Source organism: Sodalis glossinidius str. 'morsitans' (genome assembly GCF_000010085.1).
Taxonomy (GTDB): domain Bacteria; phylum Pseudomonadota; class Gammaproteobacteria; order Enterobacterales; family Enterobacteriaceae; genus Sodalis; species Sodalis glossinidius.
This window is the reverse complement of the sequence record NC_007712.1, coordinates 2055056-2072145: the sequence shown is the minus strand read 5'-3', so window position 1 is coordinate 2072145 and position 17090 is coordinate 2055056. Positions and strand designations below refer to the sequence as shown.

Genomic DNA, 17090 nt, shown 5'->3' with positions numbered 1-17090 from the left:
TCTGAATTTATCCACCCAAACAAAAAGGGCTGCAATGAAAATTCCTGATAAGCGGTTCCCTGCGTGCCAAACCGGTTTTTGGCGACAATGAGTTCAGCGTATTTCGCCGCTGGACTATTCTCGTTGTACACCGCATCGCGGTAGAGCATGATGATGCTATCAGAGCGTCCTGCTCAATGCTGCCTGAATCTCTTAAATCAGCACAGGTAGGCCGCTTATTGGTGCGCTGCTCTACGTTTCTGGATAACTGACTTAGCGACATCACCGGCGTTTTCAGCTCCTTCGCCATACGCTTGAGGCTGCCGGAAATATGCGCGACGGCAAGGTCATTACGCTCTGCTCGTGGCTTCTCAATCAGACCCAGATAATCGACCATAATCAGCGATAACGCAGGGTGGGCAAGCTTGTGCCGGTAAGAAATGGCTCGTATCTGCTCGATGGTCAGTGATGATGCATCCACGACCCAAACATCAAGCCCCTGTAAGCGGCGAAGTCCCTGAGATACTCTTGCCCAACCTCCGTCATCCATCCGGCAAGGCTTGCGTAGCGTCGAAACCGGGAGATGACTGGCTCCCGCCAATGAGCGCTCGATAACCTGCATCGCATCCATTTCCATCGAGAAAATCAAAACACCCTTGCGTTCGATTTCAGTTATCGCGCCGTTCTCCGTGTCAATCTGGCGTGTGGTATGCTGTGCAGCGACACCCTCCGCCACCTTCAAGGCAAATTCAGTCTTTCCCATGCCGGGACGGGCGGCAACAATCACCAAGTCCACCGGATTGATACCACCAAGAATGTCATCCAATTCCTCAATGCCCGTTTTCAATGAGTCCGAGGCTTCCCCATTCTTCAGACACTTTTCCAAAAGCGCGGTGTAGGGGGCTATCAGCTCGTCGATATGCATTGGGCGGACTTCGTCGGCGGGGCAGTCGATATCACGCAGGGAGGCTAACACCTGCCCCATCACTGCCAACGCACGTTCATGGTTCGAGGATTGGCGTATCTGCTCCAGTCCATCGCCCAACAACGCCGTGAAGCGCCCGCCGCACACGCTGATAGTCTGCCAGTACCCGCGCATACCCCTTGAGATTCGCTGCGCTGGGACACTTCTTCGCCGTTTCCATCACCGCGCCAAAGTTGCCGCTCCCCATCGCCTCACCCACCATCAGCCCGTCAATCAAGCCACGGGTTTTCGCCTGCCGCCGAATTTCGCGGAACGTCTCACGGTACAGGCTGGCGGTGAAAGCGTCGTCATCCAGCAGCGTAGCGAGGACATCCGCCGCATCAGGCGTGTAACCGCCTAGCAGCAGACCACCGATGACACTGGCTTCGATTTCCTGGTCTGTCACAGCGTGCCCTCCCGGACTTTGGTCAGGGTGTCAACACGAAGCAGGTAGTCAAGATTGGCCGTCCAGCCCCGGTCATTGTCCCCCGAAGTAAAACGGCGGCGCGTGGGTCACAAACGCCTCCACGTAGGCCCGGAACCCCTGAAGGTCTTTTCGTGCCAGCTGACCCATGAGTCGTTTGATACCCTCGCGCCGCTTGTCGTTAAGCTCTACAGCGTGGGGGAGTCTGTCGGCTACCGTGTCGTTGTAGATTGCCAGTGCTACCTGATAGTCCTGCGTGGAAAGCTGGTCAGGTTTTGGTTGGGGGTTTGGTTTTTTCCTGCCGGTTCCGGGGAGAGGCCCCCGGTAGGGGGTAAGGGGTTTTAGGTTCCATAACTGGTTCAAAAGAGTGACTGGTTATGGGGGCAGCTCCTGACCTAGATCATCTCCTACCACACTATTTTCAGGGGGGTGCTTAACTGAATTGTCGAGCGTGAGATAAAACAGATTGGATTGATTCAGCTCACCGCTCTTGCGAAATGCCCTGCGCAGCATTCCCATTTGTTCGAGTGCCCTGATATGGCTTTTAACTGTTGATCTGCCAATTTCACATTGGTCAGCTATATGCTGGTAAGAAGGCCAGCACTCCCCTTTATCATTCGCATTATCAGCCAGCTTAAGGAGAACCAGTTTACATATCGGGTTACCGACTTTGATATTCATAGCCTTAGCCATCAATGACATACTCATTTTTCTGATTTCTCCGCTACTTACGAATATCTTCGCTATGTCTCACGCCTCCAGCATGCTCGTGTTGGAGGCGTTTTTTTTAGGTGCCAACACAGTAGCTACCGTCTGTTTCGCTAGCTGAGCTATTGGACTTACTGCCCATGCTTGACCTAAAATCACCATTGCAGTCGCCATGTCGCGCAGGTTGTAGCGGCTGACCTTGGATTCGTTCCACCCTGCCAGCTTTGAAAAGCTGCGCTGGGTCAGTGCAGACATAGCCAGCAGCAGGTCGGTTTCGACGCGGTTAATCTCATGTGTGTCAGGTTTGCTTGGATTTGCATAATCCATAAGTGATAATCCTTTGTGTGGTAATCAATAGACGTGACAATGCCGTGAGCAAGTCACAGTGAGTGGGTACTGTGGGATGTTGAGTTCGCCACGTTGTCAGTGGCTTCCGTAGGACGAATGTCCGTTGTGAAAAATTCGGTAACTTACATAAATCTTTACTTTTTAATACTAGGGAAAGGTTTTATTTCTTCACCTTTTACAGACCCATCAGGCATAACGGTTACAAAAATGTTACGCCCCGCCCGGCTCGCTTTACTAATTGCGCATTGAATGACGCCAAGGTCATATGCAGCTTTCGTTTGTCCGTGAGCTTTAACGTAATCAACTAGGGTCATTTTGCTCATGGTTAATCTCCGTTTTATACACGACACAAAGAATACATCAGGTATTCCCTCATTACAATACCTCCCATATTTTGCCGTCAATACAATTGGTATTATCATGCAGTCATGAAAACGAAGACACCTTTAACTCCAGAGCAACAAGCTGACGCAGCACGCCTGAAAGCCCTGTATGAGTTAAAAAAGAAGGAATTGGGTCTTACCCAATACACAATAGCCGACCACCTTGGCATTTCTCAAGGTGCCGTAGGTCATTACCTTAATGGTAGAAATCCGTTAAACGTACCGATAGCCTCTGAGTTCGCGTCGTTACTAAAAGTGTCAATCGGGGATTTTAGCCCTTCTCTTGCGCAAACCATTTCACAATACTTAATTAATAATGCGAGCAATGCATGCAATATGTCTGCATTCAAAAAAGCGTACGATTATCCATTGTTCAGCACAATTCAAGCAGGCTTCTTTACAAATGAAGCAAAAGCATTCTCTTTATCAGATGCTAGAGACTGGGTATCAACTACTCGAAAAGCAAGCGATAATGCTTTTTGGTTGGAAGTTGAAGGCCACTCTATGACCTCACCAGCAGGTTCACGACCAAGTTTTCCAGAAGGAATGCTAATACTCGTAGATCCTAAAGAATTGGTAGAGCCTGGTGATTTTTGTATAGCAAGCATGGATGGTTGTGATTTCACCTTCAAACGTTACATCAAAGATGGAGGGATTCTTTATTTAGAGCCGTTAAATCCGCATTTCCCGTTACTCACATGTAATGAAAGCTGTCAATTGGTTGGAAAAGTGATACATGCGCAATGGCCTGAAAAAACATTCGATTAAATCCCATAACATAAGCATGTTAGCCACAGCAAAGGGCATCGGCTAACGCTTTCTCTCACCCTTTTACTCCTAAACCCAGCCCCCTCTCCCCCTCATTTCGTTTAGCATTCGCACTTTGTATCGTTAGGCTTGCAAAGCGACAACCCTAAGTAGCGGTAATGCAATAAAATATTTAAATACAACAAAATCAATAATATACGCCTTTTATTATTAATTAAATACTTTAGGTATTTACTTTTAGAGTATTTTGAGTATTCTTTAACCATCGAGACACACGGTCTCATGATCTTTACAACGAGCTTCATGCTCTACGGAAAGCACCGACAACGTGCCGAACCTTTGCCCAGATGTTTTTAGGGTGTGGTGAATGTGCAGGCTGATGCACACTACTCGCGATAGTGGGAAGGCGTCCCGCGGGTCATCGTAACCAAGCCAAAGATCAGCACCGGCCACCACACACCACCAAAACCATCTGTTGGAGGGGTCATGAAAACTATCGTTTATGGTAAATCCGTTAATCCGGTTAAGAAAATAAACGCAGCGACTCGCCGTCACGCGAGACGCAAGGCAGAAGCAGTCCAGCGCGAACTTGTGGTATCACGTATCGATAAGGTGCTGGGGCTGAAGCCAGAGAAACAGCAATATCCATCCCGATGGGAAAAACTCAGCAAACGCAAACCCGCACCACCGCTTGATTTAAGTACACTGACCCAGTACCAAGAGCAAATCACCCTTTCCGCCCAGAAGCACATGAAAGCCAGATATCCACATCGCGGGGCGGTCGTGGAATTTGAAGAGGGTTCGTGCTGCTTGGAGAATGTGGCGTTATTTCAGGCGGGGTTTAGAGCATCAAAAGCAATATCGGCGAAGTGATATTTTTACAAGATGATGCTAAACCCAATTACTGGATGTATATTTTTCAATCAATGCGGTGATGGATTCTTAACCCTTCAATGAAGAACAGCAAAAAATTCATAGAAGCCTTCATCAAAAAGTACATGTATACTTCAAGATGCATGAGAAAGAAGCGCGATGGACTTACTAACTAAGCCTTCTGCTGGATGAGATAATGCATTTTGCAGTATTTTAAATACATAAAATAAGAGCCAGGAGTTTAACGTGTTAAAAAAACAAATAATCAGATTATTCTTGAAAAAATATTAAAAGATAAAAAACGAACTTAATGAAGAAATAACAGACTCTGATTTTTTGAAATTTATTCGTTATCAGAAATTACTAAAAACCACGATGTCACATATGATGACATTACATATAGTATAGTTGGAGGGATTGACGACAGTGGATTTAATTTAATATTCACATTCATAAATGAAGAACTACAAAAAGAAGATACTAAAATTAATACACAGATACGGAAAAATCATATTGAATTAGTTATAATTCAATCGAAGACATCACCTACATTTAAAGAAGACGCAATCAATAAATTTCGTGAAACAGCAAAAGATCTCTTCGATTTATCTAATGATATTGCTGAATTCAAGCAAAGATATAATCCGCTTTTGTTAGAAAAAGCATCTATATTCAAAATATGCTTATTCTAAATTAGCAACAACCTTTCCAACACTTGTAATAATATTTTTTATGCCACACAAGGATTAAGGTCTGAAATACATGAGAATGTAAAAAGCAAAGTTCATAAGCTCCAAGAAGATATAAAAAGACTATTTAGCAATGCATCATTCGAGTTTGAGTTCATTGACTCTAGCACATTACTGGAAATGAGTCGCAATATACAATCTACTTCACGCACATTAGAGGTGTCAGAACAGCCCATAAGCATCTCGGCAGGAAGTTATATTTGTTTAGCCTCTTTAACAAAGTACTATGATTTCATCTGCGACAATGGGGCATTAATCAAAAGCATTTTTGAATCTAACGTCAGAGATTATCAAGGGAGTGTTACAGTAAACACAGTAATTCGCATGACGCTTCAAAATGAAAATTCAGATGATTTCTGGTATTTAAATAATGGCGTGACGATTATCACACCAAAAGCGATTAGCGCGGGAAAAAAATTAACCATTAAGGATCCCCAAATAGTTAACGGACTCCAAACATCTCATGAAATATACCGTTTTAAAGAGTAATTCAGAAAAGTTCACTCTCGATACTAAAACAATAACAAATATTAAGTTTTACGTTGCGATGGTTACGGCAATCAAGCTCCTTGGTACAAAGGAAAAAATAATTGATAATTTATCATCTATTTCTCGTATAAACATAAAAGATGATATTTTACTCGAAAGTTTAGACATTGTTTTAGAAGAGTTTAATCTTTTAGGAAGTGATGATAAAACAGCCAAAGGCCCTTCGCTTACTCTAGCAATTCTTAAGTCGGTCTAGTTTTGACATCCTCCCCGCTCTGAAAGACGGGGCTTTACGGCGCACTGAGTAAGCTTCATATACATCCCTCCCTGTCCTAGTGACATATCATTCCGACAAATGGAGGATGTCAACCTGGAAACAGTTATCTACACATCCACCTTACTGTTGGGGAATAGCAGCAACCCTCGCCGCCTGAGAGGGTCAACAAAGCAGGCACTTAACAAGATAGGCGGGGACATTTTCAGCGAGGTAATCATTTAATAACCGGAGAATAGTCGATGTCCATAATTTCTATCCTTGGCGGTGACAGCATGTGTTTAACAAACATTACCGCCAACATAAAGTTCGATATTGCTGAATTAAAATACGAAAATCGTTCAACAGTAAGTTTGCCTTAGATAGGTGAAGTTAGTCCAAGAATTGCTAGAGAATTTGCGCGTAAAATTATGCGTGTATCCGATGAGATAGAAAATAAGCTTGACGAAATCAATAGACTCAGTCTGTAAGTTCATAGCGTCGTCAACATTACCACGGAGACCACCATGCAAAAGCTCATTGACGAATTCGACCACCTGATAGCGCCGGGGTCGATTGTTAGTGAAATCATCCTGTCTGGCGTTGTAGACGATTGAGGACATTTCTTACAAGAGAATGATAATTCTGACTTTTTCAGAATTTATATCCGGGGCGGCGACGGCTTGCTACAGGCCATCGGGGACTTCTCCAACCGTGAGGACGCACTCGCTTATGCCGCGAGAATGGTTGAGAAATATCAGGTACCACTTACGGACAATACCCGGAAGTTATTAAACGATTAGGAGCATCAAATAGATTTATGGCAGATGATGTCGATTTAGCCAGCCAACACGAAGAAGCTTTCCGCCAACACCAGATTGCCCATTATCGAGAAGAGGAATTATCCCTAACCGGTCGTTGCTATAATTGTGAAGACCAGCCGAGGATAATTTCTGCTGCAAAGAATGCGGGAAATATTGGGAGAAGCGAAAATATTTTGATAGTCAACGGAGGATTAAATGATGCAACTCACTAAGTCCCATATAGAATTCAAAAATAATATGGTCACCGCCTTCAACATTGACTGCTCGAAATATCTATTAAGCATGGAACCTCATAGTTGCGATGACAACAACACCAGAGTATGCCGGGGGATAATTAGCACGTTACTGAAGGAGAACGATGACCTCCGGCAAAAGGTACGTAGGCTAACGAGGATATATTGTTAAAGAAATTTCATCACCGCTGTTGCAGCGCTGATAGTCACCACAATGACCCCGCCGAGTTTTAGCAGCAATCCAGTAGCGATATTTTCAACATCCTTACGAAGCAACGATATCTGAGCATCGCTCTTCGCATCAACTTTTTCAAAGAGAGCAATGGTGTCTTTACGAAGCAAGTTGATTTGTGCGTCGGATTTATCAAAGCGTATCTGTATCTCTGCGGACAGGTCCTTACGGACATCGGCTATCTGCGCCGTCAAGTCCTTGCGCACATCCTCAAGGTCACGCTTGGTGGCCACATCCGCCACTTCATGAGACTTGCGCACGACGAGCGAAATCGCCTTGGCTTGCTCACTGGTAAGCCCGGCTGTCTGAAGCTCTTCTGACGCCTGCAATGTATCAAATGCAATTTGTCCCATGGGGTCCTCCTGTGTTAAGCCAAGTGTAGCGTATCCACCACATCAACGGAAGGAGTAACACCAATGGCTCCGGTATTTCCGAGCATTTACGGTGCTAACTATTCGACACAAAAAGGAAAGTTCTTTCAAAGACGAGGCGATATCTGGATACAGATTGAACGATATCTGCCATGCGCCACAGGAACCCTAAATGAACCACTTGAGGCCACGGCACAGCGTTGGCTAAACGAACTTGAGAACGGAACACTCAAGACCAAGCGAGCCATTGGGAGTACGGGAGCCACTAAGACCGCTGTATACAAGCTAACCGAAGGTGGCCTCAAAAATAATTTACCTATGAAGTTTGCAAAGTAATTAACTACATCAACGGAAGGAGTTACCTCCATGAACTACAACCAAACGCTTATCGTGCCTAGGGTAGGGGTATTGAACACTGGGAGCCGCGCATCACTAGCCTTGAAGTCTACTCTGGCGAGAGAGGCGGAATCATCCTGAAACCCGCGGAAATGGGCGTTGCCACTACCCGCTGGTCGCCCACTGCAAAAATGCGTGAAGCATTCATAAAGCTTTTGAAGCAGGCGTAATCCTACCATCCCCCTATCGAGGCTCAATCATGCAATTGCAAAATCGGGAGTTAACGCTCCCTGCTTCTTCTGCGCCCGAAATCCGGCCAGCAGAGAGCGATATAGCCACCCTACGCCGACACGTCATCTCCGGCGACTGGACGCCCACCAATAACGGCACATGCACGCTAACCGACCTTGGCTTGCGGCATAACGGTAACGGCCTTGTTTGGCTGCATTCCGGCGTCTCCGTACATGAGGCCGATAGCGATACTGGGTTGGCGGGTAGCGATAAGATGTCGCATGAATATCACAAGGGCTTGCGCACAGATAACCAATTGTCTAAAAAGGCTTTTATTCCATTTGTGCAAGCGTCAGAACGTGAGCGCTTCGGCTTCAAACGCATCCCCGTCGATGGTAAATGGCTTCATGTCTACGCCGACCATATCCGCTTCCTAGCGAAGAAACGCATCCGCATCGATGGACGACAAGTAACCGGCTATACGGCCAAAGGTATTAGCGTAGAAATGCTGGGCTAAGGGTTGTGTGCAGAAGAACCTACATTCCACAAGGACTACAGAGATTTTGTGCAAGGTAACAATCGACATCCACCACCCCATTGACGCAAGGATAACCCATGCGCTATAGTCAATCTGCATCTGCAAATTCAGGTGCCGGGATTAGGAGCCTCGAAGGAATCACCGCGACAGAGTAACACGCCGCGAGCGTGTTTTTTATGTCGCAATCTAGCCTCATCTCAATGGTGGGCTGGATAGGGCAGCCGCAAGGCTGGCCGGATGGTGATCCCGGTAGTTCCTAACCCTGTTCAGCTCGCCACCAATGAGATTAGGAACCTCATGGTGGTGATTACATCAAGATCACTATCGGAGGCTATTATGGCCCTTCAACGATCTCTTACTGCACCTAAAGTTAGCGTTCACAACGGCAGAGCCGTAACTACATCAGTAGACGTTGCTGATTACTTCGGCAAGCTACATAAAAACGCCATCCAGAAGATAGAATCCATTGATTGTTCTGAAAAATTTAACCGGCTGAATTTTCAGCCCGTTGATTACATCGATGCAAAAGGCGAAAAACACCCGATGTTCAAGATGACCAAAGACGGCTTCGTCTTCCTCGTCATGGGCTTTACGGGCAAGAAAGCAGCAGCGTTCAAGGAAGCTTACATAGCGGAGTTTAACCGCATGGAAGAACGGCTTCATGGCGCAGTTGCCGTCAGTGGCGTAACCAGCGAAATCTTACTCACCCTCCAAGATAATAAAGTCATCAGCTCTCGGCCAATCGTTAATGACGAATACGTTGCCAGTCTCGATACATTGTTCGAGATCGCGCGTCGAGCTGACTATCTCGTCATACACAAAGACGATCTAATTAAAAAAACTCGGTAGCTAATCACATAATCCCGCCCCGGTATCGTGCTGGGGTTCCATTATCGTTTTAACCAACGAGATATATCTGTATGCAAAATTTAACCATTGCACAAACATTAACCATGTCCAGCCACGAGATTGAGGAGCTTGTCGGTAAACGACACGACCATGTTATCCGTGACGTATGAGAGATGCTTGAGCAGCTTTATCAGATAGAAAAAGATGCCCCAAATTTGGATAATCATAAAAATCAGAAAGTTACGATAATTGAAGGTGTAATCGTTGCTATTGATGGGCGCGGCTATGTCGCCTAGTTTCTTCTCGACCGCCGTCATACAGAAATCCTCATCACAGGCTACGACGTAAAACGCCGTGCTGCCGTCATTGACGCTGGTTCACTCTTGAGTCTGGTAAAGCGCAGGCAATCACCGCAGCCCCTGCATTGCCGGAAAATTACATTTCTGCGCTGGAAACTCTGCTGGAATCGAAAAAGAGTGAAGCCAAGCTGGCATTGGTCAATAAGAAACAAGAAGAGGAGATTCATTATTTACAAAATTTATTCCAGGTAGGAAGACTCCATCACAGTTCTGCAAGCAAGATTGGCGACAACGGCGTGAAACCGGATACCTGGTATGTGCTTAATGCAAACGGCGAATTTGAAGAAGCCGATGGTTGATCACACCAAAATGTGAAATATAAAAGGAATTTAACCATGTTTAAAACGTTCTGGACACTGAAGATTATCAACGCTATTTCAATTATGACATGGATAGCAGCAGGTATAACCACTGTCATTGGCATTATGGATGCAGAACCAAAGATAGTTATCTTTTCAGCAATAGTATTAGTTTTTAGTCGGTTATTTTTGGAATGCATCGCTGTACAATTTGTACAGGCTGAAACTTTGAAGAAAATTCTCAGTAAACTGGAGAAGGAGCATGAAACCTAAAATTCCTGAACGAATAAAAAAGAAGGCAACTCAACTTGAATATCTGTACCGTGAAGGACTTGCTTATGCAATACGTATTCAACGAACGGGTTATTTATCAATGCGGCTCTGTCTCTGCTGGCGCATGTTATCTAAAGATAACGGTCAGAGTTGGAAAACCATGAGTCACGCAACATACAATACAAAAATAACACAATAATAACAGGAGCACCCCATGAATTACGCATTCGCGGGTAATGCTGCCCTCATGGTGAGCTATCACCCGGAAGAAACGCAATTGAATAAAATCGTAAAATGGCTGAGAAGTGTGGATACAGAAAGCTTATCGATATTCTCCGGCAAGAAGGCAATGTGCTATGCCAATAAGTTAATTCAGGCGCTAATCGCTGAATCTCTGCGATTACACGACGCGTTGCTATGGGATATTACTATCAAAATATATGAGGTAGGGATAAAGGATGAACTTATTAGATAACATACCGCCACAAGTGCAAACACTGCGTATGAGTAAGGAATGTCGGCGTTTCTACTTGGTTCAGGCGCTTGAATATCGGCGCTTAGGCATGCGTGAAGCGAAGAAAGAATCGCTGCATTATGCACACACAAAAAAGCTAAACATCAAATACTTAATGCCAAACGGTAACTAACTAACCTTTTTAAGGTGAACAATGAGTATAGAAACATTAGTGTTGGGAAAATCAGGTAGCAGTAAATCTACCAGCCTGAGAAATCTTGACCCGGAAAAATTACTCCTTATCCAATGCATAAGTAAACCTTTACCTTTCAGGTCTTCCGATTGGAAATTATGCACTAACGCCCAGGATGGAGGGAATCGAATCAGAACTGACAACTCAACAAAGATAGAGCAAATACTGAAAAAATCACCACATGAAATCGTTGTTATTGACGACTATCAATCAGTATTGGTCAATGAGCTAATGAATCGCTCCAGTGAACGGGGTTACGATAAATTTACTGATATCGGGAAAAACGCTTGGTCGATATTCAATACTGCCGGAGCGCTGGATGAACATCGCAGAGTTTATATCCTAGCTCATACTCAAACGGACGACTTCGGTAACATTAGAATGAAAACAGTGGGAAAAATGGTTGACCAGACAATTGTCCCAGAGGGTTATTTCACCATTGTATTGCGGGCCGTTGTCAATAACGGTAATTACCGCTTCTCGACGCAAACCAACGGGCAGGACTGCTGCAAGAGTTCTATGGGCATATTTAGCGAAACCCTGGTAGACAATGACCTTAAAGCCATTGATGACGCTATCTGCTCTTACTACGGCATCAACAACATCCAAATGATTAAGGAAAAAACAGCATGAATAACGTGACATTCATTTACAATCAGGAAGCAGCACTGGCCGCCGGTCAAAGCGGATTTATCACTGAATCTGGCGCTTATGTCGTCACCATTCTGGAAGCAAAGTATATGACCAGCCAGAGCGGCGCAGAATCCATTGAGTTTTCAGTTGAAAACGAAGACGGAAAGAAAGCAAATTACATTAATATCTATTGCCAGAAAAAAGACAAAACACCGAATAAATATGGTATCAATATGATTAATGCCATTATGGGTTGTATTGGTGTTCAGCAGCTCACTACCAAAATGATTGATGCCCATACGCATCTGGCACCAGAGCTTACCGGTCAACGTATTGGACTAGTACTGCAAAAGATGTTGAAAACCAAGTCAGACGGCAAGGAAACGCACAGCCTTGATATTATGCTTCCTTTTGCGGCTCAGACGCGTCAAACACTGGAGAAGAAAATAAAGAATCTTCCCGCACAGGCTATCGATAAGCAAGTTGCAACGCTACAAGATAAGGACGAGCGCAAACAATCACCGCGTGGCTATGAGCAACAGGAAACATCCGCCCCGGATTCAGACATCCCCTTCTAAATCTATTCATTAACGCAATTCATGGCTGACCCCCGGTCAGGGAGTCGGCTATCTGCAATACAGGAGTTCAGCATGGACAAGAATGCTAATCTTATGAAAGATAAGGTGATGTTTTATAATTCAACCCCCGGCATCTGGTTATTCCCTGATGGTAAGGTAATTACTAGCTATTACGAGGCACAACAAAAAGCCGATAAACTAGGAATGAACTTACAGATGCCTAATCTACGCCGCTTTTCAAACTCACATTAACGCTATTGAGGTGAAATATGAATAGTTTACTCACCGAATTACTCGCTCGCCGGGAAACGGGGCTTATCAAAGAAATTGAAAAACTGGAAAACCGCATTATCCGCATGGAAAATCAGGCCGATGCAGAATGCTGGCTTCTTAAAGATGATATCCGGCAAACGCGATTTGAAGCGGACTGCAAGCTTATTGAGGAATATGAGGAAGGCATTCGTTCTGGACTGCCAAAAGAGGAAATACTGTCCTCTCTGGTAAATGGTGCGCTGCATCGGATTCAAGCGACCATGCAATAAATAATCCCGGCTGTCGCATGGCAGCCTGAAATCACCTCACCACTGCACACCAGGTGTGCAACTCTATTTCTACGATTCGCCATTCCCCCGCCTGCTCGCCGTCATGACGAACGGCGCAGCGGCTTGATTTAAGCAGAGGTCATTATGGCTACAGCATTTCTTGATGATGACGAAGTGTACATTCTTACTAGATACAAAAAACCGAAATTACAAAAATCATGGCTGGCAAAGCTGAATATTCGGTTTGAAGAAAACGCTAGGGGAAAGCCAGCGGTCTACCGTTCACATTTTCAGGTAGTACCAAGCACTAGCAATCATCAGCCAGAAGAGGAAGAGCCTAATTTTGGAGTAATTTAAATGGGCCAGAGAAGAAAGAACCCTGAAGATAATAAATTATCCAAAAATGTATATAGGGGGAAATATAAAACGTACTTCAAGCCTAGCCAAAATCAAACGATAGCGCTAGGCCCCAAGGATATGTCCATATCTGAAACATGGCGACAATATGAAGTAGAGCTGTCCGAACTGACTAAGGTCATAACCTTTTCCCGATTGTGGCACTCCTTCCTTGGGAGTGCCTACTTCTCTGAACTGAAACCAAGGACTCAGAAGGATTATTTGCAGCATCAGAAAAAGCTTATCGCCGTATTCGGTGAGGTGAAGGCTGATAACATCAAACCTGAGCACGTAAGAACGTTCATGGATAAGCGCGGCCTACAAAGCAAAACACAGGCCAATCATGAGATGGCAAGCATGTCTCACGTGTACAAATGGGGGTATGAGCGAGGCTATGTGAAGGGAAATCCTTGCGCAGGTGTGATGAAATTCAAGGCGGTCAAACGTGACAGATATATTACAGATGAAGAATATACAGCAATTTACAATGCGGCCGATGATGTAGTTAAAGCTGCAATGGAGATAGCTTATCTGTGTGCCGCTAGGCTATCTGATGTACTTGGAATGAAGTGGCAGCAAATTACAGAACAAGGAATATTCATTCAGCAAGTGAAGACAGGAATCAAGCAAATTAAAGCCTGGACGCCAAGATTACGGGAAGCCATAGAAATAGCCAAATCCTCTTCAGCGCCTGCACAAGCCGATACCCCGGTCATCATGGGGCAACATAAAGGGCATTATACTAAACGAGGCTTCAGTAACCGATGGACGGAAGCTCGTTCAAAAGCATCTGCCCAACTTGGCTACGAGCTTGACTGTACATTTCATGATTTGAAAGCTAAGGGTATTTCGGATTACAAGGGAAGTACAAAAGATAAGCAATTATTCAGCGGGCATAAATCAGAGAGTCAGGTGCTAGTGTATGATAGAAAAGTGAGAGTTACACCATCTTTGGATGTACCTACAATGAGGTCTAAAAAGTGAAAATACGCTAACTCAACGCTAAGTGGTATTTTGAGGTATATCTAAATTAACTCTAACCTATTGATAACTATGGCGGAGGAGGTGGGATTTGAACCCACGGAAGGTTGCCCTTCGCCGGTCGCACAGACCGAAGTAAAATCTTTTATTTTCAGTAATTTAACTGATTACACAGGAATAAACGGATACATTTCATACACGGAATATCAATCATTTACGTTCAATCTAGCGGAAATATTCTAATGATTTTCGGCCTCAAAATCCGCTATCGTAGTCTCCAAAACATCCGACAGCTGATTACGGAATCCTTATTGTAGGACAGATCCCACCTACAATAAGGATTGCTTACCGATACGCTGACCCAATGGTTCGATTGCTTTGCTGACCCTGAACTGGCAGAATCATTCTATATACGAGCATTTCCGCTGGTTGATATCACGGCTATGCCGGATGATGAAATACTGTCTCATCGGCGGGTAGCGCTGCTAGAGTTAGTACAGAAGCACATCCGAACGCGAGATATGCTGGAGTTGGCTACTGATATCGCCCGTCTGCTCAATCCTATGGGCAATACCGAAAGAGCAGTTCCGTAGCCTGATGTATTATATTGCAGAGCGGGGAAATACTTCGGATGAATCGCAATTCCTACAGCATATCGCCACAAAAGCCACTGACTACCGGGAGGATATCATGACCATTGCAGAGCAGCTTGAAGCTAAAGGCATCCAGCTTGGCGAGCAGAAAGGTCGTCAGGAAGGGTTGCAAGAAGGTGAAAAGCTGGCCTCGCTCAAGATTGCCCGACATATGCTCGACAGCGGCTTAACTCGGACTGCAGTGAAACAGTTTACCGGCCTATCCGGTCATGACCTGGATGATTTGACTCGCTAATTTTTTCTACTCTTCTTGATTTCCCTCAGCGACATAGCTAGGTTTAAAGCTGGGTTGTTTTTTAACTTAATATATATGGTATCCCATCAGCCAACTACACTTTTACAAAATATGAATATACTTAACAAACACCGAGTCATAGGCTACGTAAAAAAATTTTGAAATTCAATGCTGATAACAATGACTCAGAAAGCCTATCACGCAGTTCTGAACAATTGCCTAAGATTTGCAATAGTCCTACATGTGATTCCGTAAATATTAAAGAAGAGCAGAAAATTGTAAACCCCCTAATTTCTCTAGTAAGAGGAGAAAGATTAATAAATGGAAGAAAAGTTAAGCACATAGCTTCGCTAGGCAACCATTGCTTATATTCTGCCACTCTGAAAGATCATGGACTTAAAAAATATTCTTTACCTTTTGATTGTATTTTTACTCATTCAGAAATTATTTTAAATTGTCTAAATGATGATTTCTCTTTATTTCTTGATAAAAAGCACTATCTCTCATTAACAAATGAAAGGCATGACAGAGATTATGAACCAGGTGCTTCACACGTATATTTTGAAAACAAGCACAGTACAATAAATACATTTAATCATCGTGATGTAACTCAATCTGAAAATTATAATTATATAGTACGAACTGTTGAAAGGTTCAGAAAGCTATTGACTTCAGATGATGGAAAAATATTCATGATGATTGCACTTCCGAAGTATGATCTTTCTAACTCTTTTGATAAATTACGAAATAGATTAAATGAGTTAACAAATAATTTTCATTTTATAGCAATTCAATTGCAAGATCCAACGTATAAACATAACTCGCTATCGATTGAAAAAATTTTAGATAAAAAAATGCTGAGTTATACAATTTCACACCATCTTCCATTGAAAAGGGTGGAGGCAGATTTAGATCACGAATTGATGAAATTATTGTAATTGGCTTGCTTGCAGAGTTTGAAATAAATCTTACCTCAATATGAGAAATGAATATGCTAGGCATTTTTCGATTTTTCTTAGCTAGCTGTGTAATGGCTTTTCACCTTACAGCTATTATGCCAATGCTTGGAGTTTATGCTGTAAATAGCTTTTATGTTATCAGTGGTTTTCTTATAACATTAATCTTAAATAAAACATATCACTTTAATTTTTTCAAGTTTTTAATAAATAGATTTTTGAGATTATACCCTTCATATTTTATATTCCTCTTGGTGGGATTTATCATAATTTATCTGTTCCCATCAGCGCGGTTATTTCATACTTCTTGGAGTGGTAATTTTCTTCCTGGTGATTACCTGGGAAATTTACTGATTTTTCCCTGGGCGTTCTTATCAGATAACGCTGTGGCTAATCCTTTTGCAGCCTTTATCAAAGAATATCCATTTCATGTGGATGGAAACAGATTCCGCATTGTTACATCTAGCTGGTCTGTTGCTGTTGAATTAGTATGTTATTTCCTCCTATGGTTCATAATAGCTAGGAAATGGTATTTTTCGTTTGTAGCACTTGTCTTATCGATTATTTATCATGTTTATGTATATTACCAGATTCAATCTTTTCAAATAGCATATTTCTCTTTTGTAGCTGCATTGTTGCCATTTAGTATTGGCTCCGTAAGTTTTTTCTTATCTGAAAAGATAAAAAAAGTGAGCTATCACTTAACTTTTCAACAAAAACAACACTATTATTTTTATGTATAATCATTTTCTGTACCAACTGGTACCTATCAGAATGTATTAATCCTACTGGATGGATACAGCTTGGTTACTACATTAACAATGTAATCTACTCTATTATTGTTATGATTTTAATTCGCTGTGAATACCATGGTAAATTTAGAGAGATAGCTAAATAAATCGGTGACATGGCTTATCCCGTTTTTC

27 protein-coding genes and 2 pseudogenes are annotated in these 17090 nt (G+C 43.4%); 22 read left to right on the top strand and 7 right to left on the bottom strand.

What is annotated here, in order from left to right:
• Positions 1–38: 38 nt before the first annotated feature.
• The 5 genes and pseudogenes from SGP1_RS23975 to SGP1_RS10935 form a co-directional block, all read right to left on the bottom strand.
• Positions 39–1349 (bottom strand): annotated as a pseudogene (locus tag SGP1_RS23975) (replicative DNA helicase); the annotation flags it as partial.
• A gap of 72 nt (positions 1350–1421) precedes the next feature.
• The gene (locus tag SGP1_RS36370) at positions 1422–1730 is read right to left on the bottom strand and encodes a hypothetical protein (RefSeq protein WP_050747504.1); all 309 of its coding nucleotides are present in this window, start codon (positions 1728–1730) and stop codon (positions 1422–1424) included.
• A gap of 74 nt (positions 1731–1804) precedes the next feature.
• Positions 1805–2075, bottom strand: a pseudogene (locus tag SGP1_RS10945) (helix-turn-helix domain-containing protein); the annotation flags it as partial.
• Between the two features lie 42 nt (positions 2076–2117).
• Complete coding sequence (locus tag SGP1_RS10940; RefSeq protein ID WP_041866908.1) at positions 2118–2402, bottom strand: CII family transcriptional regulator; 285 nt, start codon at positions 2400–2402, stop codon at positions 2118–2120.
• A 155-nt stretch (positions 2403–2557) separates the two neighbouring features.
• A complete protein-coding gene (locus SGP1_RS10935; RefSeq protein WP_041866907.1) occupies positions 2558–2746 on the bottom strand; it encodes a Cro/CI family transcriptional regulator in 189 nt (62 codons plus the stop codon).
• A 105-nt stretch (positions 2747–2851) separates the two neighbouring features.
• Between SGP1_RS10935 and SGP1_RS27300 the strand changes: the two genes are divergently transcribed.
• The 5 genes from SGP1_RS27300 (at position 2852) to SGP1_RS27290 (ending at position 6974) form a co-directional block, all read left to right on the top strand.
• Complete coding sequence (locus tag SGP1_RS27300) at positions 2852–3574, top strand: LexA family protein (protein ID WP_011411057.1); 723 nt, start codon at positions 2852–2854, stop codon at positions 3572–3574.
• Positions 3575–4060: 486 nt separating this feature from the next.
• Positions 4061–4447, top strand: coding sequence for a hypothetical protein (locus SGP1_RS23970; protein WP_011411056.1), 387 nt, complete (start codon positions 4061–4063; stop codon positions 4445–4447).
• Between the two features lie 869 nt (positions 4448–5316).
• Entirely contained in the window at positions 5317–5685 is a 369-nt protein-coding gene (locus tag SGP1_RS31955) for an AIPR family protein (protein ID WP_166506616.1), read from the top strand.
• On the top strand, positions 5660–5941 hold the full coding sequence (locus tag SGP1_RS31950; protein WP_041866906.1) for a hypothetical protein: 282 nt from the start codon (positions 5660–5662) through the stop codon (positions 5939–5941). Before SGP1_RS31955 ends, SGP1_RS31950 begins: the two co-directional genes overlap by 26 nt.
• 817 nt (positions 5942–6758) lie before the next feature.
• The gene (locus SGP1_RS27290) at positions 6759–6974 is read left to right on the top strand and encodes a hypothetical protein (protein ID WP_243466239.1); all 216 of its coding nucleotides are present in this window, start codon (positions 6759–6761) and stop codon (positions 6972–6974) included.
• Positions 6975–7163: 189 nt separating this feature from the next.
• Here the strand turns inward: SGP1_RS27290 and SGP1_RS10910 are convergent, their stop codons facing one another.
• Positions 7164–7580, bottom strand: coding sequence for a hypothetical protein (locus SGP1_RS10910; protein WP_011411055.1), 417 nt, complete (start codon positions 7578–7580; stop codon positions 7164–7166).
• A 63-nt stretch (positions 7581–7643) separates the two neighbouring features.
• Here SGP1_RS10910 and SGP1_RS10905 point away from each other — a divergent pair, with 63 nt between their 5' ends.
• The 3 genes from SGP1_RS10905 (at position 7644) to SGP1_RS10895 (ending at position 9552) form a co-directional block, all read left to right on the top strand.
• Positions 7644–7934 carry a hypothetical protein gene (locus SGP1_RS10905; protein ID WP_041866904.1) on the top strand — a complete coding sequence of 97 codons (291 nt, stop codon included), beginning with the start codon at positions 7644–7646 and terminating at the stop codon, positions 7932–7934.
• A 259-nt stretch (positions 7935–8193) separates the two neighbouring features.
• Positions 8194–8682, top strand: coding sequence for a hypothetical protein (locus tag SGP1_RS23965; RefSeq protein ID WP_011411054.1), 489 nt, complete (start codon positions 8194–8196; stop codon positions 8680–8682).
• Between the two features lie 258 nt (positions 8683–8940).
• A complete protein-coding gene (locus SGP1_RS10895; RefSeq protein WP_050747578.1) occupies positions 8941–9552 on the top strand; it encodes a Rha family transcriptional regulator in 612 nt (203 codons plus the stop codon).
• A gap of 98 nt (positions 9553–9650) precedes the next feature.
• Here SGP1_RS10895 and SGP1_RS33295 read toward each other — a convergent pair whose 3' ends face one another.
• The gene (locus SGP1_RS33295) at positions 9651–9869 is read right to left on the bottom strand and encodes a hypothetical protein (RefSeq protein ID WP_041866903.1); all 219 of its coding nucleotides are present in this window, start codon (positions 9867–9869) and stop codon (positions 9651–9653) included.
• A 107-nt stretch (positions 9870–9976) separates the two neighbouring features.
• Between SGP1_RS33295 and SGP1_RS33290 the strand changes: the two genes are divergently transcribed.
• From SGP1_RS33290 to SGP1_RS27270, 14 genes are all read left to right on the top strand, one after another.
• Complete coding sequence (locus SGP1_RS33290; protein ID WP_041866902.1) at positions 9977–10210, top strand: hypothetical protein; 234 nt, start codon at positions 9977–9979, stop codon at positions 10208–10210.
• 36 nt (positions 10211–10246) lie between these two features.
• A complete protein-coding gene (locus tag SGP1_RS10880; protein ID WP_041866901.1) occupies positions 10247–10483 on the top strand; it encodes a hypothetical protein in 237 nt (78 codons plus the stop codon).
• Positions 10473–10682: a hypothetical protein gene (locus tag SGP1_RS36365; protein ID WP_083764736.1), complete on the top strand. Its 210-nt coding sequence runs from the start codon at positions 10473–10475 to the stop codon at positions 10680–10682. Before SGP1_RS10880 ends, SGP1_RS36365 begins: the two co-directional genes overlap by 11 nt.
• Positions 10683–10697: 15 nt before the next feature.
• Positions 10698–10958 (top strand): hypothetical protein, encoded by a 261-nt coding sequence (locus SGP1_RS10875; RefSeq protein WP_041866900.1) that lies wholly within the window; start codon positions 10698–10700, stop codon positions 10956–10958.
• Between the two features lie 193 nt (positions 10959–11151).
• On the top strand, positions 11152–11823 hold the full coding sequence (locus SGP1_RS10870; RefSeq protein WP_011411053.1) for a hypothetical protein: 672 nt from the start codon (positions 11152–11154) through the stop codon (positions 11821–11823).
• A complete protein-coding gene (locus SGP1_RS10865) occupies positions 11820–12401 on the top strand; it encodes a DUF669 domain-containing protein (RefSeq protein ID WP_011411052.1) in 582 nt (193 codons plus the stop codon). Before SGP1_RS10870 ends, SGP1_RS10865 begins: the two co-directional genes overlap by 4 nt.
• 72 nt (positions 12402–12473) lie before the next feature.
• The gene (locus tag SGP1_RS10860; protein ID WP_041866899.1) at positions 12474–12653 is read left to right on the top strand and encodes a hypothetical protein; all 180 of its coding nucleotides are present in this window, start codon (positions 12474–12476) and stop codon (positions 12651–12653) included.
• Between the two features lie 17 nt (positions 12654–12670).
• The gene (locus SGP1_RS10855) at positions 12671–12943 is read left to right on the top strand and encodes a hypothetical protein (protein ID WP_041866898.1); all 273 of its coding nucleotides are present in this window, start codon (positions 12671–12673) and stop codon (positions 12941–12943) included.
• Between the two features lie 144 nt (positions 12944–13087).
• On the top strand, positions 13088–13300 hold the full coding sequence (locus tag SGP1_RS10850) for a DUF4224 domain-containing protein (protein ID WP_041866897.1): 213 nt from the start codon (positions 13088–13090) through the stop codon (positions 13298–13300).
• Positions 13301–14323, top strand: coding sequence for a tyrosine-type recombinase/integrase (locus SGP1_RS10845; RefSeq protein WP_011411051.1), 1023 nt, complete (start codon positions 13301–13303; stop codon positions 14321–14323).
• Between the two features lie 338 nt (positions 14324–14661).
• On the top strand, positions 14662–14913 hold the full coding sequence (locus SGP1_RS33285; RefSeq protein WP_243466238.1) for an Rpn family recombination-promoting nuclease/putative transposase: 252 nt from the start codon (positions 14662–14664) through the stop codon (positions 14911–14913).
• A 4-nt stretch (positions 14914–14917) separates the two neighbouring features.
• Positions 14918–15208, top strand: a complete 291-nt coding sequence (locus SGP1_RS33280; RefSeq protein ID WP_243466237.1) for a hypothetical protein — start codon at positions 14918–14920, stop codon at positions 15206–15208.
• A gap of 158 nt (positions 15209–15366) precedes the next feature.
• Positions 15367–16146: a DUF1796 family putative cysteine peptidase gene (locus tag SGP1_RS27275; protein WP_158302377.1), complete on the top strand. Its 780-nt coding sequence runs from the start codon at positions 15367–15369 to the stop codon at positions 16144–16146.
• A 53-nt stretch (positions 16147–16199) separates the two neighbouring features.
• Positions 16200–16907 (top strand): acyltransferase family protein, encoded by a 708-nt coding sequence (locus tag SGP1_RS27270; RefSeq protein WP_243466236.1) that lies wholly within the window; start codon positions 16200–16202, stop codon positions 16905–16907.
• The last annotated feature ends 183 nt before the right edge of the window (positions 16908–17090 follow it).

What these genes read in the sequence shown, in the direction of transcription:
- SGP1_RS10940 (WP_041866908.1), bottom strand. Translation starts at nt 2,402, where the DNA reads ATGGATTATGCAAATCCAAGCAAACCTGACACACATGAGATTAACCGC.
- SGP1_RS10935 (WP_041866907.1), bottom strand. Translation starts at nt 2,746, where the DNA reads ATGAGCAAAATGACCCTAGTTGATTACGTTAAAGCTCACGGACAAACG.
- SGP1_RS27300 (WP_011411057.1), top strand. Translation starts at nt 2,852, where the DNA reads ATGAAAACGAAGACACCTTTAACTCCAGAGCAACAAGCTGACGCAGCA.
- SGP1_RS23970 (WP_011411056.1), top strand. Translation starts at nt 4,061, where the DNA reads ATGAAAACTATCGTTTATGGTAAATCCGTTAATCCGGTTAAGAAAATA.
- SGP1_RS31955 (WP_166506616.1), top strand. Translation starts at nt 5,317, where the DNA reads ATGAGTCGCAATATACAATCTACTTCACGCACATTAGAGGTGTCAGAA.
- SGP1_RS31950 (WP_041866906.1), top strand. Translation starts at nt 5,660, where the DNA reads ATGAAATATACCGTTTTAAAGAGTAATTCAGAAAAGTTCACTCTCGAT.
- SGP1_RS27290 (WP_243466239.1), top strand. Translation starts at nt 6,759, where the DNA reads ATGGCAGATGATGTCGATTTAGCCAGCCAACACGAAGAAGCTTTCCGC.
- SGP1_RS10910 (WP_011411055.1), bottom strand. Translation starts at nt 7,580, where the DNA reads ATGGGACAAATTGCATTTGATACATTGCAGGCGTCAGAAGAGCTTCAG.
- SGP1_RS10905 (WP_041866904.1), top strand. Translation starts at nt 7,644, where the DNA reads ATGGCTCCGGTATTTCCGAGCATTTACGGTGCTAACTATTCGACACAA.
- SGP1_RS23965 (WP_011411054.1), top strand. Translation starts at nt 8,194, where the DNA reads ATGCAATTGCAAAATCGGGAGTTAACGCTCCCTGCTTCTTCTGCGCCC.
- SGP1_RS10895 (WP_050747578.1), top strand. Translation starts at nt 8,941, where the DNA reads ATGGTGATCCCGGTAGTTCCTAACCCTGTTCAGCTCGCCACCAATGAG.
- SGP1_RS33295 (WP_041866903.1), bottom strand. Translation starts at nt 9,869, where the DNA reads ATGACGGCGGTCGAGAAGAAACTAGGCGACATAGCCGCGCCCATCAAT.
- SGP1_RS10880 (WP_041866901.1), top strand. Translation starts at nt 10,247, where the DNA reads ATGTTTAAAACGTTCTGGACACTGAAGATTATCAACGCTATTTCAATT.
- SGP1_RS36365 (WP_083764736.1), top strand. Translation starts at nt 10,473, where the DNA reads ATGAAACCTAAAATTCCTGAACGAATAAAAAAGAAGGCAACTCAACTT.
- SGP1_RS10875 (WP_041866900.1), top strand. Translation starts at nt 10,698, where the DNA reads ATGAATTACGCATTCGCGGGTAATGCTGCCCTCATGGTGAGCTATCAC.
- SGP1_RS10870 (WP_011411053.1), top strand. Translation starts at nt 11,152, where the DNA reads ATGAGTATAGAAACATTAGTGTTGGGAAAATCAGGTAGCAGTAAATCT.
- SGP1_RS10865 (WP_011411052.1), top strand. Translation starts at nt 11,820, where the DNA reads ATGAATAACGTGACATTCATTTACAATCAGGAAGCAGCACTGGCCGCC.
- SGP1_RS10860 (WP_041866899.1), top strand. Translation starts at nt 12,474, where the DNA reads ATGGACAAGAATGCTAATCTTATGAAAGATAAGGTGATGTTTTATAAT.
- SGP1_RS10855 (WP_041866898.1), top strand. Translation starts at nt 12,671, where the DNA reads ATGAATAGTTTACTCACCGAATTACTCGCTCGCCGGGAAACGGGGCTT.
- SGP1_RS10850 (WP_041866897.1), top strand. Translation starts at nt 13,088, where the DNA reads ATGGCTACAGCATTTCTTGATGATGACGAAGTGTACATTCTTACTAGA.
- SGP1_RS10845 (WP_011411051.1), top strand. Translation starts at nt 13,301, where the DNA reads ATGGGCCAGAGAAGAAAGAACCCTGAAGATAATAAATTATCCAAAAAT.
- SGP1_RS33280 (WP_243466237.1), top strand. Translation starts at nt 14,918, where the DNA reads ATGTATTATATTGCAGAGCGGGGAAATACTTCGGATGAATCGCAATTC.
- SGP1_RS27270 (WP_243466236.1), top strand. Translation starts at nt 16,200, where the DNA reads ATGCTAGGCATTTTTCGATTTTTCTTAGCTAGCTGTGTAATGGCTTTT.